The following is a 13,829-nucleotide window of genomic DNA, read 5'->3' on the forward strand; positions in this document are numbered from 1 at the left end:
CCCCGAGCGCTTCGAGGCCGGCGGCGAGCTCGGCGCCGTTGGCCTGCCACAGCACGGATGGGAGCGCGGCGGCGGCCTCACGGGCTGCGTGCAGGCGTTGCACGCATTCCGTGTAGGTCAGCTCCGTCGCTGTGTTCATGCATCGAACCTACGGGGCGGCACTGACAGTCGTGGGGCGGCGAAACAGGCTGTGGCGCAACCTTATTCGGTCCTGCGTATACCGTTGGTCACCAGTGTCACATCAGGCTCAGGTGTTGCGCTTGGGGTGGGAAAGTCACCCTCCAAAATGGATGAACATACATCGCAGACCCTTCCTCGGCGGTGGGTGAGCGGCGTGCCCCGGAGGCCCCTTGGCACGGGATCAGATCGGCGAGTTGCGCGCTCAGGTGCGGATCCGGCGCCCAGCCACGACGACGAGCGTCGCGACCGCCGCCGTGCCCACCCACATCGCGACGAACGCCGGCACGTCCTCACCTGCCCGAGTGTGCAGCGCGGCGAACACCGCACCCGTCGCCGCGATCCCGATGACCGACCCGAGGACGTCCGCCAGCTGCAACGAGGACGACGCGGACCCGTGGTCGGCCGGCCGCGTGAGCGACAGGGCGAGCACCGACAGGCTCGCCGTCGCCATACCCATCCCCAGCCCCGCGACGGCCAGCGGCACCGCGACCAGCCACGGCCACCACCCCGCCCACGTCACGAGCACGACACCGGCCAGCCCGAGTGCCAGCGTCCCGCCGCCCACACTCACCAGCCGGTCACGTCGCCCGGCGAACGAGTCACGTCCCTGCACCCACGACCCGAGCGACCAGCCGATCGAGCCGATCGCCAGCAGCGACCCGGCCTCGGCCAGCGACAGCCCACGCTCACCGGTGAGCATGAGCGGGATGTAGGTGATCGTCCCGAAAAACGCGCACGGCAGGAAGAACCGACTGAGCATCACCGACGGCAGACCACGCCGCATGGCGAAGGTCCCCGCCGGCAGCAGCCGCGGTGCGCACAGCGCAAGGCCGACCAACCCGAGCAGACCAGCCACGACCTGAGGCGACCACGCCAGCTCCAGCTCGTGCGTACCCCACTGCATCACCCCGGCGGACACGGCGATCCCCAGCCCCAGCCAGGCGGCGCGCACGTGCGAGCGGTGGTCCCGGCTCGAGGGCTCGACCCCGGCATCGGCCGCCTGTATCTGTCCCCGCCGCACGAGCAGCACCACGAGCGCCGCGGCGACGGGCACGACGACGATCCAGAACACCCAGCGCCACGACCACGTGGTCGTCACCCACCCGGCGAGCACCGGACCGATGAGCGACGGCAGGACCCACGCCGCACTGATGACACTGAAGACCCGCGGCCGGATCGACTCCGGATACGTGCGACCGATGACGACGAACCCCGCCACGAACGTCAGCCCTGCCCCGAGCCCCGCAACGGCACGTCCGGCCAGGAACACCGAGAACCCCTCAGACGCCCCGCAGATCCCACACCCCAGCGCGAACAGCACCTGCCCGCTGAGCAGCGACGGCAGCGACCCCGAGCGGTCACACCACACCCCGGCGAGCACGATCCCCAGCAGCTGGGTCGTGAGCATGACCGAGAAGGCCAGACCGTAGGAACGCACCGCGTCCAGCTCGACGGCGACCTCGGGCATGGCCGTCGACACGGCCATCGACTCGAAGGCGATGACCGAGATGAGCGCGACGATCGCGATCGTCAGCGCCGCGAACTCCGGCCCGAACAACCCTCCCGCACTCGGCTGCTCGTCCCTCGAACCCGTCTCCGCCGCGGTCACGTCCCCAGATGTCACGCGGCCACGCTACGCGAGCCGGCCCAGCACGCCGGCAGCCGCCCGAACGACTCAGGCAGCCGGATCCAGCGGGTGCCCGCGCTCGGCGAGCACGTCACGCAGCACGTCGATGTGGTCGGTGACGATGCCGTCGACACCCAGGTCGAGCAGCCGGTGCATCTCGGGTGCGTCCTCGTCGCTCCACGGGTGGAACCACACGTGCACCTGCTTGCCCAGCCGGTGGGCCACCCGCACGAGTCCCGGTGTCACGAGGGTCAGCTCACGACCCCGGATCCGGTGCGCCACCGGCACCTGCAGCACAGGGGCGGTCGTGTGGAGCCACCGGGACAACATCCCCGGTGCATAGCGCAGCAGACCCGTCCCGACCTGCCCGGCAGCCGTCGCGAGACCGGGACCCAGCGCACGACGCGCTGCCCGCACCCGACGCTCGCTGAACGACCCGATGCACACGCGGTCGATGGCGTCGTGGCGCCGGATCGTGTCGACCGTCGGCGCCAGCGCGGTGTCGGCCTTGATGTCGATGTTGAGCCGCGTGGTCGGGAACTCCTCGAGCAGCTCGGTGAGCAGCGGCACCGCGTCGGTGCCGTTGATCCGCGCCTCGCGCACCGCGGCATACGGCAGCTCGATGATCGCGCCCTCGACGTCGGTGACCCGGTCGAGGTGCGTGTCGTGGAAGGCGACGAGCTCACCGTCGGACGTCGCGTGCACGTCCGTCTCGAGGTAGTGGTAGCCCATCGCGACGGCTTCGCGGAACGCGCGCATCGTGTTCTCGAGACCGACATTCGGTGCGTATGCCGCCCCGCCCCGGTGTGCCATCGCGATCGGTCCGCTGTGGTCGAAGTACGCGAAGTCGCCCGCACGTGCCATGGCTCAGAGCCTTGCCCACACGGCGACGTCGGTCGGCACCTGCCCGTCAGCACCCAGCGGCCCCGAGCTCAGGACGACCTCGGCGCCCGAGGGCAGCGCCACCGGCTCCGCACCGAGGTTGACGAGCACGAGCATCCGCCGCCCCGCGTCGGAACCGGAGCCGGACGCGTTGACGACCGCCACCACGTCACCCCCCGAGAGGTCGTGCCACGCCGCCGAGCCCAGCCCGAGCCGGTCCGCGCGACGCACCGACAGCATCGACCGGTACAGCTCGAGCGTCGAGCCCTCGACGCCCTCCTGCTGGTCCACGGCATACGCGCCGTAGGCCTCCGGCTGCGGCAGCCAGGTCGCGTCCGACGGCCCGAACCCCAGGCTGGGGGCGTCGCGCACCCACGGCATCGGGACGCGGCACCCGTCGCGGCCGATCTCCTTGCCCTCGGTGCGGTGGAAGGTCGGGTCCTGGCGGAACTCGTCGGGCATGTCGGTCGACTCGGGGAGCCCGAGCTCCTCGCCCTGGTAGACGTAGGAGCTGCCCGGCAGGCCGAGCATGAGCATCGTCGCCGCGCGGGCGCGCTTGAGCCCCAGCTCGGCGTTCGGCTGCGCCTGGTCGGCGCCGATGCCGTTGGGGCGGGGGAGCGACTGGTCGAGGCCGAGCCGGGAGGCGTGCCGGACGACGTCGTGGTTGGACAGCACCCAGGTCGTCGGCGCGCCGACGTGGTCGTTCTCGCGGAACGACGTCGTGATGACCTCGCGCAGCCGCTCGGCGTCCCAGTGGGTGTCGAGGAAGTCGAAGTTGAACGCCTGGTGCATCTCGTCGCTGCGGACGTAGCGCGCCAGCCGGCTCTCGGGCTTGACCCACGCCTCGGCGCAGAGGATCCGCTCGGGCGCGGGCTGGGCGTCGAGGACGGAGCGCCAGCGTCGGTAGATGTCGTGCACGCCCTCCTGGTCCCACATCGGCGGGCGCGGCCCGTCGCCGGTCTCGTGGATCCGCGCGGACTCCTCCTCGCCCACGGGGAGGGCGGCCTCGGCGCTCGAGTCGGCGGCGTCGAGCATCTGCATCGGGCCGTGCCAGTCCGGCAGGCCCGCCTCCTTGACGAGACCGTGCGCGACGTCGACCCGGAAGCCGTCGACCCCACGCGCACACCAGAACTCGAGGATCGAGGCGAACTCGTCGCCGACCTCGGGGTTGGTCCAGTCGTAGTCGGGCTGGGTCGTGTCGAAGATGTGGAGGTACCACTCGCCCGGCGTCCCGTCGGCCTCCGTGACCCGGGTCCAGCCCTCACCGCCGAAGACGGACGGCCAGTTGTTCGGCGGCTCCTCGCCGTTGGCCCCCTTGCCCTCGCGGAAGACGTAGCGGCCACGCTCGGCACTGCCCGGCCCTGCCGCCAGCGCCGCCTTGAACCACTCGTGCTCGCTCGACGAGTGGTTGGGCACGAGGTCGACGACGACCTTGAGGCCGAGGTCGTGCGCGGTCGAGATGAGCGCGTCGGCGTCGGGCAGCGACCCGAAGACCGGGTCGATGTCGCGGTAGTCCGCCACGTCGTAGCCGGCGTCGTGCATCGGCGAGACGTAGAACGGCGACAGCCAGATGGCGTCGACGCCGAGGTCGCGCAGGTAGGGCAGCCGCGCGGTGATGCCGGGCAGGTCACCGATGCCGTCGCCGTCGGAGTCGGCCCACGACCGCGGGTAGATCTGGTAGATCACCGCGTCGCGCCACCACGGCGCATCGGCCGGGTCGGCGTCGTGGAGGGGAGTCAGGGCAGTGGCGTCAGGGGTGCTCTGGGTCACCGACCCATCGTTGCGTATGCCGTCCGCCCCACCAACTCGCAGCCCCCACCTTCTCGTGCGGGTTGCGTCCGCGACGGTGGTCGCGAAGGTGACCATGGTTGCGGACGCCACCAGCCGGCACCGTCTGCGACTGGTTGCCCCGCTGGGACGCTCGTCGCTGCGCTCCTCCTGTCCCAGCGGGGCAACCAGTCGCGCGGGTGGGTCAGAGGGTGGTGCGACCCTCGGGAGCGGGTCCGGCGTGCTCGTCGGTGTTGACGAGCATGTGGGCCGCCCGCAGGAAGTAGTCCTTCATCGCCTCCGCGTGGCCCTCGTCGAGGTCGAGGGTGTCCATCGCCGCGAGCATGTGGCGCATCCACCGGTCGCGCATGTCGAGCGTCACCGGGTAGGGGGCGTGCCGCATCCGCAGCCGCGGGTGGCCGCGCTCCTGGGTGTAGGCGTTGGGCCCGCCGAAGTACTGCTCGAGGAACATCCGCAGCCGGCGCTCGGCGGGGCCGAGGTCCTCCTCGGGATAGAGCGCGCGCAGCGGCTCGTCCTGGGCGACCCCGCGATAGAACTCGTGGACGAGCTTCTCGAACGTCGGTGCGCCCCCGACCTCGTCGTAGAAGCTCACGGCTTGGCCCCCGTCGGCCCGAACCCGCCGTAGCCGAACGGCCCGACCGGCGGTGCCTTGATCCCGGCGCCGTCGATGGCCGACTTGAGCCGCTGGCGCAGCTCGCGCTGCACCTCGACCTTGGCGCCGGGCGAGGTCTCGGCGAGGACGCGGATCGTCATCGTCTGACCGGTGATGGACTCGACCCCGGCGACGGTCGGCTCGTCGAGCAGCCGTCCCTCCCACGTCGGGTCGGCGGCCATCCGCTCGCCGGCCTCGCGCAGCACTCCGGTGACCCGCGCGACGTCCTCGTCGTAGGCCACGGGGACGTCGACGATCGCGGTCGCCCGGTGCTGGCTGAGGTTGCCGATGCGCAGGACCTCGCCGTTGCGGACGTACCAGGTGACGCCGTCGGCGTCGCGCAGCCGGGTGACGCGCAGCGAGACCTCCTCGACGGTGCCGGTGGCCTCACCGGTGTCGATGACGTCGCCGACGCCGTACTGGTCCTCGAGGATCATGAAGATGCCCGACAGGAAGTCCTTGACGAGGCTCTGCGCGCCGAAGCCGAGCGCCACGCCACCCACACCCGCGGAGGCGAGGAGCGGGCCGAGCGGGATGCCGACGAGGTCCATGACGGTGAGCGTCGCGATGAGCCCGACGACGAACGTCACCATGCTGCGCAGCAGCGACCCGAGGGTCGCCATCCGCTGCTGGTGACGGGCCCGGGCCTGTCCCGTGGCCTGCGCCCAGATCCGGCCGGCGCGCGAGCCGTCGACGTCGTCGTGGCGGGCGCCCGTGCGCTCGGTCATCGTCCGCACGACGCGGGCGATGAGCCGGTGCAGGAGCCACCGGACGACGAACGCGAGGACGACCGTCAGCAGGATCCGGAGCCCGTCGGTGAGCAGCCAGTCCTGGATGCGCTCGGCGGTCAGGAAGGTCGTCTTGAGGTCGAGATCGGTCATCCCTGTGCGTCACGCTCCTGCGCGGCGAGGGCGCGGGTGACCGGGTCGCGGTTCTCGGAGACGAGGCGGCGCAGCGCGTCGGGGGCGTCCGGGTTGGCGTCGAGCCAGGCCTGGGTCGCGTCGCGCAGCTCCGCGCTGGCGAGGCCGCGCGGGTAGAAGCCGGCGACGATCGACTCGATGAGGGCCATCGAACCCTTGTCCTGCACCGTGCCGAGCACCTCGTGATAGCGCGCGACGAAGGGCTCGAGCGCCGCGACGTCGCCGAGGCGACCGAAGCCGAGGCCGTAGGCGTCGACGAGCGAGTTGGACAGCCCGTCCTCGGTGACGGCGGCCTTCCACGCCGCCTCCTTGGCCTGCGCCGTGGGGACAGAGGCGCGCGCCCGGGCGGCGCGCTCCTGACCGGTGGCGGTGGGGTCGCGGTCGAGCTCGGCCTCGATCTCGCCGTCCTGCAGGGCGTTCGCGCCCGCGAGACCGGTGAGCAGCGTCCAGCGCATGTCGGTGTCGAGGGCCAGCCCGTCGAGCGTCTCGGTCCCGTCGAGCAGACCCCGCAGGTATGCCGTGTCGTCACCGGTCGTCGTCATGCCGGCTGCCGCCGTGACGAGCTGGAGCTGGGCGTCGCTGCCGGGCTCGGCAGCCCGGGCGATCTCCCAGAGGCGGGCGAGCGTCGCGCGCCGCGTCTCGTCGCGGTTCTCGGGAGCGGTGTAGAGGTTGACCGCGGTCGCGAGCTGCGCGAACAGCGTGCGCAGCAGGGTCGAGTCGGTCTCGCCCGGCAGGACCTCGAGCACGAGCTCCGCGAACGTGCGCGAGCTCATCTCGGCGTCGCGCGTCATGTCCCACGCGGAGGCGAGGACGAGCGACTTGGGCAGCGAGCTCTCGAAGCCGCGGATGTGCTCGATGGCGGTCGACATCGAGCGCTCGTCGAGCCGGAGCTTGGCGTAGGTGAGGTCGTCGTCGTTGACGAGGACGAGGTCGGGCTGCGACCGGCCGATGAGCTCGGGGACCTCGGTCCGCTCGCCGGTGAGGTCGATCTCGAGGCGGCCGGTGCGCACGAGACGCGAGCCGGCAGCGCCACCCAGCTCGACGGCATACAGGCCGATCGCGAGGCGGTGGGGGCGGATCGTCTCGAAGCCCGTGGCGTAGGTCTGCTCGATGACGGCGCTGGAGATCCGGCCGCGGTCGTCGACCTCGATGACGGGGCGCAGGGTGTTGACGCCGGCGGTCTCGAGCCACGCCTTGCTCCACGTGCGCAGGTCACGGCCCGACGTCGCCTCGAGCTCGTCGAGGAGGTCATCGAGGGTGGTGTTGCTCCACTGGTGCTTGGCGAAGTAGGCGCGCAGCCCGTCACGGAACGGCTCGCGGCCGACGTAGGCGACGAGCTGCTTGAGGACGGAGGCGCCCTTGGCGTAGGTGATGCCGTCGAAGTTGACCTCGACGTCCTCGAGGTCGCGGATCGGCGCAACGATCGGGTGGGTCGAGGACAGCTGGTCCTGGCGGTAGGCCCAGTCCTTCTCGTGCGTGCCGAACGTCGTCCACGCCTCGGTCCACTCGGTGGCCTCGGCCTGGCACGTCGTCGACGCCCACTCGGCGAAGGACTCGTTGAGCCAGAGGTCGTTCCACCACTTCATCGTCACGAGGTTGCCGAACCACATGTGCGCGAGCTCGTGCAGCACCGTGAGGGCGCGGCGCTCGACGATCGCGTCGGTGACCTTGGACCGGAAGACGTACATCTCGTTGAACGTCACGCAGCCGGCGTTCTCCATCGCACCCATGTTGTACTCGGGCGTGAAGATCTGGTCGTACTTCTCGAACGGGTAGGGCTGGTCGAACTCGGCCTCGAAGAACTCGAACCCACGCTTGGTGAGGTCGAAGAGGTTGTCGGCGTCGAGGAACTGCGTCAGCGACTTGCGGCAGAAGATGCCGAGCGGGATCTCGCCCTTGCGGCTCGTCAGGCTGTCGCGCACGACGTCGTAGGGGCCGGCGACGAGCGCGGTGATGTAGCTCGAGATCGGCTCGGTCGCAGAGAACACCCACGTCGAGATGCCGTCGCGGTCGGTCGCGGTCGGCTCGGGGGTGGGGGAGTTGGAGAGCACCTGCCAGTGGCTCGGCGCCGTCACCGTGAAGCTGAACCGCGCCTTGAGGTCGGGCTGCTCGAACACGGGGTACATGCGGCGGCTGTCGGGCACCTCGAACTGGCTGTAGAGGTAGACCTCGCCGTCGACGGGGTCGACGAACCGGTGCAGGCCCTCGCCGGTGTTCATGTAGCGGCCGGTGGCCTCGATCCGCAGCTCGTTGTGCGCGGCCAGTCCCGTGATGGCGATACGCGAACCGTCGTATGCCGTGTCCACCACGTCACCGTTGAGCGTCACCTTCTCGACGGACTCGCCGAGGAAGTCGACGAAGGTCGAGGCGCCCTCGGTCGCGGTGAAGGTGATGGTGCTCGTCGTCGCGAACGTCGTCTCGGACGTCGTGAGGTCGAGCTCGACGGCGTACGCGTCGGTCGAGACGAGCGCTGCGCGCTCCTGCGCCTCGACGCGGGTCAGGTTCTTGCCGGGCACGGGGGAGCCTCCTGGGTCTGCAGGGAAGGTCGGGCTGAAGTCGGTCCCGTCATCCTCGCACGCGGACTCGACGTCGTTGAGGGGGTCGGCGGGTGGCACGATGTGGGCCATGACCGACGAGCAGCGCCACACCGCAGAGTTCTGGTTCGACCCCCTGTGCCCGTGGGCCTGGATGACCTCCCGGTGGATGGGTGAGGTCGAGCAGGTTCGTCCCGTGGACGTCACCTGGCACCCGTTCAGCCTCGCCGTGCTCAACGAGGGGCGTGACCTCCCGGACGAGTACCGCGAGCTCATGGACCGCGGCTGGGGCCCGGCCCGGGTCGTCACGGCGGCGCGCGAGCTGCACGGCCAGGACGTCGTCAAGCCGCTCTACGACGCCATCGGCACGGCGATCCACCCCGGTGGGGTCAAGGACTTCGACGAGGCGATCAAGGTCGGCCTCGACAAGGCCGGACTGCCCGCCGACCTCGCCCGCTTCGCGCACAGCGACGAGTACGACCCGCAGATGCGCGAGTCGACCAAGCAGGCCCTCGACCTCGTCGGCGACGACGTGGGCACCCCCGTCATCTCCGTCGACGGCGTCGCCTTCTTCGGGCCCGTCGTCACCCCGGCGCCCAAGGGCGACGACGCCGGCCGCCTGTGGGACGGCTGCGTCCTCGTCGCCAACACCCCGGGCTTCTTCGAGCTCAAGCGCAGCCGCACCGCCGGCCCGCAGTTCGACTGAGCCCCACCACCTCCTGAAATTTCCTCGACCAACGACGTTCGACCAGGGAGCACCACCAGACATGCGCGTACACATCGGCGGCGACCACGCGGCATACGACCTCCAGCAGGACCTCATCGCGTTCCTCGAGGCCGAGGGCCACGAGGTGACCAACCACGGACCGTTCGAGCTCGACCCGGTCGACGACTACCCGGTGTTCGTGCTGCGTGCGGCCGAGGGCGTGGCGGCGGACGACGACTCGCTCGGCATCGTCCTCGGGGGCTCGGGCAACGGTGAGCAGATGGCCGCCAACAAGGTCGCCGGTGTGCGCGCCGCCCTCTGCTACAACGACGAGCTCGCCCGGCTGGCCCGCGAGCACAACGACGCCCGGGTCATCTCGATCGGGGGCCGGATGAACTCCGTCGCCGAGGCGCGCTCGATGGTGCGGACCTTCCTCGACACGCCCTTCTCCGGCGAGGAGCGCCACCAGCGCCGGATCGACATGGTCTCCGCCTACGAGAGCACCAAATCGCTGCCTGACCTGCAGTGATCCCCGGGGGCGCCGTTCGCGCAGACCTCTTGCGCACGGCCGGCCGTCGGTTACGCTTGCCCTGAGAAGTTCCCAGGACAGGAGTACCGACTGGTGGCTACGGACGTCACCGTCCTCGTCCGCCGACGACCACTGACGGTCGCTCGGCGATTTCGGGCATACGGCATCACGGGACCCCGTCGCGACTGGGTCGTGTTCGCCTCCTTCGCGGTGCTGTCGGTCGCTCTCATCGCGACGGTCTTCACCTTCCCGGGCCGTTTCCCCACGGTGACGATCGCGCCACTCGTCCTGCTCAGCGGTCTGTACCTCCCCACGCGCCACCTCGTGGCGATCTACGTCTTCCTCGCGATCGGGCTGGCCCTCACCGTCCCCAAGCTCCCCACGCCGGGCGGGACCAAGGCCGTCATGCTCATCGCCTTCTCGGCGCTCATGGTGATGATGGTCGTCGTCTCCGCCTCGCGGTTCCGGGTGGGGTCGGTCGGCTTCCACAGCGAGAACCTCCTCGTCGACCTGCGTGACCGCCTGGCCCGCTCCGCGACGCTCCCGGCGCTGCCGCAGGGCTGGACCGCCGAGTCCGCGGTGCTGTCGGCGCACGGCGAGGGGTTCTCCGGCGACTTCATGGTCATCGGCGACACCCTCGGCGGCCGCCACCTCGAGGTCGCCCTCGTCGACGTGAGCGGCAAGGGCCGTGAGGCGGGCACGCGCTCGCTGCTGCTGTCGGGAGCGCTCGGTGCCCTCCTCGGGGCCCTCAACCCGAGCGCGTTCCTCGTCGCCGCCAACAGCTACCTCGTGCGGCAGGGGTGGATCGAGGGTTTCGCCACCGCCGTCCACCTCGACCTCAACCTCGACACGGGCGACTACTCGATCGGCAACGCCGGCCACCCCGCACCGGTGAGGTGGTCCAACGGCACGGGCAGCTGGCAGGTCCTCGAGGGCGGACGCGGTCCGGTGCTCGGCCTCGTCGACGGCGTGAGCTTCCCGCGCACTCGGGGCAACCTCGCCCCGGGCGATGCGCTGATGTTCTATTCGGACGGCATCATCGAGTCCCGCCGGCACGACCTCTCCGAGGGCACCGACCGCATGCTCGGCGCTGCCGCCCAGGCCATGGTTCGCCGCGACTCCGTCGTCAATGCCGTTGTCTCGCAGGCCCGTTCGGGCGAGGCGGACGACCGCGCGGTCTTCGTCATCGCGCGTCGCTGACGCGCGGGCCAAGAGAGGGCGCGCCGGTCCTGCCGCCTGGCCGCGGCAGGGACGGTCCGCCCGACGGCGCTAACCTCAACCCGTGTCCTCGTCGCGCTCCGCCCTCGACCACACCCCTCGACATGGGGTCCGGACGTTCACGCCCCGGTGGCGCACGTCACCGCTGACCGCCGAGCGGATGGAGCGCCTGCTCCCGCGCCACCAGGTCCCGCCGGAGGGGATGCTCGACGCACAGGCGTGGTTCGGGCGGACCGCTCCCGTCGTGCTCGAGATCGGCTCGGGCCACGGTGCGGCCGCGGTCGCCTACGCCGCCGCCCACCCCGACCACGACCTGCTGGCCGTCGAGGTGCACGTGCCCGGCGTGGCCCGGATGCTCGCCGCCGCGGAGCCGCTCGCGCTGACCAACCTCTGGGTGGAGCGGGGTGACGCGATGCCCCTGCTCACCGACCGTGTTCCCAGCGGCTCGCTCGCCGCCGTGCACCTCTTCTTCCCCGACCCGTGGCCGAAGGCCAAGCACGCGAAGCGCCGCTTCGTGCAGCAGCACACGCTGACCCTGCTCGCCGACCGGCTCGCGCCGGGCGGGGTGCTCCGGATCGCGACCGACCACGCCGTCTACGCCGCGCACGTGCGGGAGCAGGTCGCCCACCACGGCGGGTGGGACCTCGTCGAGGGCGAGCGGCCGGACTGGCGTCCTCGCGACGGCTTCGAGGCCAAGGGGCTGGCGGCTGGGCGCACGGTGGCCGAGTTCGCCCTGACCCGGTCCCGCTGACCACCGACGGTCGCCGTGCCGCAGACGACGGATGCCTGCGAGGCGCGTGGCGCGCGTCGCAGGCATCGACCGTCGGGGTAGCCAGATTCGAACTGGCGACCTTCCGCTCCCAAAGCGGACGCGCTACCAAGCTGCGCCATACCCCGGACTCGCCTCGTACGGACCGTGATCAGGACACGAGGACTGTCGGCCGATTTCGGATCCCGCGGAGGCGGCCACTAGGCTAACCCCTGCTCCGAGCCGGACGGTCCAGGCCGTCCACGACGAGCGCTGCGGGTGTAGCTCAATGGTAGAGCTTCAGTCTTCCAAACTGACTACGCGAGTTCGATTCTCGTCACCCGCTCCACGCTTCACAGCCGGTCGGTGACCTTCGTCCCTGTCCGACGTCCGCCCCTCCGGGCGACGCTGGTCGCACAGACCCAGGACGGCACCATGGACACGACCCGCAGCCCCGCCCGCGACGGCGAGCACCGCAGTGCGCCCACCTACGCCGGGATCGCCGACGCGGCCTACCGCCGCGCCTAGTGGTCGCTGGCGCTGTACCCGGTCTCCCTCGTCGTCGGTTTCGTCCTCGGCGAGGGACTGTTCTCGCTCCTCGGCGGCACCGAGCAGGGGGCGCCCGCCTGGACCGTGGTGCTCGCGGCCACGCCCGCCCTGCTCCTCATGGCCGTCCCCGGTGTGCTCGCGTGGCAGCAGGGTCGCCGGGCGGCCCGGTTCGGGCGCCGTGACGGGTGGGTCCCGGGGGTCGTGGGGCTCGTCGTCGCCCTCGGCGTCGTCGGGGTCAACGCACTCACCTTCGTCGTGGGCACCTTCCTGGGCTGAGGCGTCCCGCCCCGGACACGGGTATGCCGTCCGCGCGAGGTGCGCGGACGGCATACCGGGCCGTGCGGGGGAGTCTCAGGCCCGGAAGGCGAGCCAGGCGTCGCTCATCCGCTCGGCCTGACCACGCGTGAACATGTTCATGCAGGAGTCCTGCGTGTAGTCCATGAAGTTGTGGATCGGGTCGAGCCCGGGTGCGGTGCAGGTGTCGGCGCCGACCGGGCAGTTGAACTGCGGCTGTGCCTCGCGGGGGGTGTCCGCGACGTAGTCGCCCGAGGCCGAGCAGCCGTGGGCGAAGGTGTGCTCGAGCATGAGCCAGTGGCCGACCTCGTGGGTGAGGGTGTCGCCGAGGGAGTACTTGCCCGCGGTGCCACCCGGCATCGACTCGTCGAGCATGACGACGCCGTCGATGAAGTCACGGCCGTTGTTGTAGCCCTTGGGGAAGTAGGCCCAGCCGAGGAGGCCGTCGCCGATGTCCGCGACGTAGACGTTGAGCGTGCGCGAGTTGCCCTCGTAGAGAGCGGCCTTCATGTCGCGCTCGACCTTGCCGGGGGTCACGGTGTTCCAGACCGGGTTGACGGTGAAGGTCGTCTTCGTGAGGTTGAAGCGGAACGGGGTGTCGGACGCGTCGGCAGCCGTGGCGCCGGAGTAGGAGTCGTTGAGCACCTTCATCTGCGCGGCGATCATCGTGTTCATGCGGGTCGTCGCGGCCGGGCTGAGCTGCTCCTTGGACACGACGTGGAAGATCGTCGGGATCTTCACCGAGCCGGAGGCCATGAGCGGGCGGTCCTTGATGACGCCGTAGGCGTTGGCCTCGTTCTTGCTGTAGAGCTCGGGCTCCTTGGCGTCCTTCGCCGTGTCCCGCACGCGGGCGGCCGAGGTGGCTCCGGCGCCCGGGTCGCACGCGGCGACGGCGGGGGGCGGCGTGCCGGCCGCACTCACGCCGGCGGGGGCCGAGATCGCGAGGGTGGAGGCGGCGAGCGCCAGGACTCCGAGCGCGGGACGGATGAGACGTCGTGACATGGGGGTCTCCTCATGGGCTGCGGGCCGGGTCCGGCCACTCGCTGGAACGTACTCCGGCGCGGGCGCCTGCGGGGGGCGGACGCGACGGCGATTCGGCGCCGGGTGCCATGGCCGTTAGCATGGGGAGGAGTTTGATCTCGTTCGATGTGCCGTGCGCCTGTGCGCGCACGCCCGCGCCGTCCCGGCGATGGAGTCGCACA

General features: G+C 71.0%; 12 protein-coding genes and 2 tRNA genes. 6 read left to right on the top strand and 8 right to left on the bottom strand.

Annotated features, from left to right (window positions below; genetic code table 11):
* Window positions 1-382: 382 nt before the first annotated feature.
* From KLO01_RS13805 to pepN, 6 genes are all read right to left on the bottom strand, one after another.
* Entirely contained in the window at window positions 383-1,804 is a 1,422-nt protein-coding gene (locus tag KLO01_RS13805) for an MFS transporter (RefSeq protein ID WP_147066152.1), read from the bottom strand.
* Window positions 1,805-1,855: 51 nt separating this feature from the next.
* Window positions 1,856-2,671 carry a glycerophosphodiester phosphodiesterase family protein gene (locus KLO01_RS13810; RefSeq protein ID WP_147066154.1) on the bottom strand — a complete coding sequence of 272 codons (816 nt, stop codon included), beginning with the start codon at window positions 2,669-2,671 and terminating at the stop codon, window positions 1,856-1,858.
* Window positions 2,672-2,674: 3 nt separating this feature from the next.
* The gene (locus tag KLO01_RS13815; protein ID WP_246136224.1) at window positions 2,675-4,459 is read right to left on the bottom strand and encodes a glycoside hydrolase family 13 protein; all 1,785 of its coding nucleotides are present in this window, start codon (window positions 4,457-4,459) and stop codon (window positions 2,675-2,677) included.
* A 202-nt stretch (window positions 4,460-4,661) separates the two neighbouring features.
* On the bottom strand, window positions 4,662-5,069 hold the full coding sequence (locus tag KLO01_RS13820; RefSeq protein ID WP_147066156.1) for a globin: 408 nt from the start codon (window positions 5,067-5,069) through the stop codon (window positions 4,662-4,664).
* The gene (locus KLO01_RS13825; protein WP_147066158.1) at window positions 5,066-6,010 is read right to left on the bottom strand and encodes a mechanosensitive ion channel family protein; all 945 of its coding nucleotides are present in this window, start codon (window positions 6,008-6,010) and stop codon (window positions 5,066-5,068) included. The genes KLO01_RS13820 and KLO01_RS13825 overlap by 4 nt, the downstream gene beginning before the upstream one ends.
* Entirely contained in the window at window positions 6,007-8,565 is a 2,559-nt protein-coding gene (gene pepN / locus KLO01_RS13830) for an aminopeptidase N (RefSeq protein ID WP_147066160.1), read from the bottom strand. Before pepN ends, KLO01_RS13825 begins: the two co-directional genes overlap by 4 nt.
* Before the next feature lie 109 nt (window positions 8,566-8,674).
* On the opposite strand from pepN, the gene KLO01_RS13835 reads away from it, so the two are divergent.
* The 4 genes from KLO01_RS13835 to trmB all read left to right on the top strand — a co-directional run bounded on the left by KLO01_RS13835 (window position 8,675) and on the right by trmB (window position 11,787).
* On the top strand, window positions 8,675-9,289 hold the full coding sequence (locus KLO01_RS13835) for a mycothiol-dependent nitroreductase Rv2466c family protein (protein ID WP_147066162.1): 615 nt from the start codon (window positions 8,675-8,677) through the stop codon (window positions 9,287-9,289).
* 61 nt (window positions 9,290-9,350) lie between these two features.
* Entirely contained in the window at window positions 9,351-9,818 is a 468-nt protein-coding gene (locus KLO01_RS13840; RefSeq protein WP_147066164.1) for a ribose-5-phosphate isomerase, read from the top strand.
* Window positions 9,819-9,911: 93 nt separating this feature from the next.
* Window positions 9,912-11,018 carry a PP2C family protein-serine/threonine phosphatase gene (locus KLO01_RS13845; protein ID WP_147066166.1) on the top strand — a complete coding sequence of 369 codons (1,107 nt, stop codon included), beginning with the start codon at window positions 9,912-9,914 and terminating at the stop codon, window positions 11,016-11,018.
* Between the two features lie 82 nt (window positions 11,019-11,100).
* Window positions 11,101-11,787, top strand: a complete 687-nt coding sequence (trmB, locus tag KLO01_RS13850; RefSeq protein ID WP_147066168.1) for a tRNA (guanosine(46)-N7)-methyltransferase TrmB — start codon at window positions 11,101-11,103, stop codon at window positions 11,785-11,787.
* 72 nt (window positions 11,788-11,859) lie between these two features.
* On the opposite strand, the gene KLO01_RS13855 is transcribed toward trmB, so the two are convergent.
* Window positions 11,860-11,933 (bottom strand) — tRNA-Pro (locus KLO01_RS13855).
* Window positions 11,934-12,059: 126 nt separating this feature from the next.
* On the opposite strand from KLO01_RS13855, the gene KLO01_RS13860 reads away from it, so the two are divergent.
* A tRNA-Gly gene (locus KLO01_RS13860) sits at window positions 12,060-12,133 on the top strand.
* Between the two features lie 284 nt (window positions 12,134-12,417).
* Window positions 12,418-12,609, top strand: a complete 192-nt coding sequence (locus KLO01_RS13865; protein WP_147066170.1) for a hypothetical protein — start codon at window positions 12,418-12,420, stop codon at window positions 12,607-12,609.
* Window positions 12,610-12,684: 75 nt separating this feature from the next.
* On the opposite strand, the gene KLO01_RS13870 is transcribed toward KLO01_RS13865, so the two are convergent.
* Window positions 12,685-13,629: a zinc metalloprotease gene (locus tag KLO01_RS13870; protein WP_147066171.1), complete on the bottom strand. Its 945-nt coding sequence runs from the start codon at window positions 13,627-13,629 to the stop codon at window positions 12,685-12,687.
* Window positions 13,630-13,829 lie beyond the last annotated feature (200 nt).

It is taken from the genome of Knoellia locipacati, from assembly GCF_007992835.1.
GTDB classification, from domain to species: domain Bacteria; phylum Actinomycetota; class Actinomycetes; order Actinomycetales; family Dermatophilaceae; genus Knoellia; species Knoellia locipacati.

Coding starts and splice junctions, on each gene's coding strand:
- KLO01_RS13810 (WP_147066154.1), bottom strand. CDS start 2,671: ATGGCACGTGCGGGCGACTTCGCGTACTTCGACCACAGCGGACCGATC.
- KLO01_RS13825 (WP_147066158.1), bottom strand. CDS start 6,010: ATGACCGATCTCGACCTCAAGACGACCTTCCTGACCGCCGAGCGCATC.
- KLO01_RS13835 (WP_147066162.1), top strand. CDS start 8,675: ATGACCGACGAGCAGCGCCACACCGCAGAGTTCTGGTTCGACCCCCTG.
- KLO01_RS13840 (WP_147066164.1), top strand. CDS start 9,351: ATGCGCGTACACATCGGCGGCGACCACGCGGCATACGACCTCCAGCAG.
- KLO01_RS13870 (WP_147066171.1), bottom strand. CDS start 13,629: ATGTCACGACGTCTCATCCGTCCCGCGCTCGGAGTCCTGGCGCTCGCC.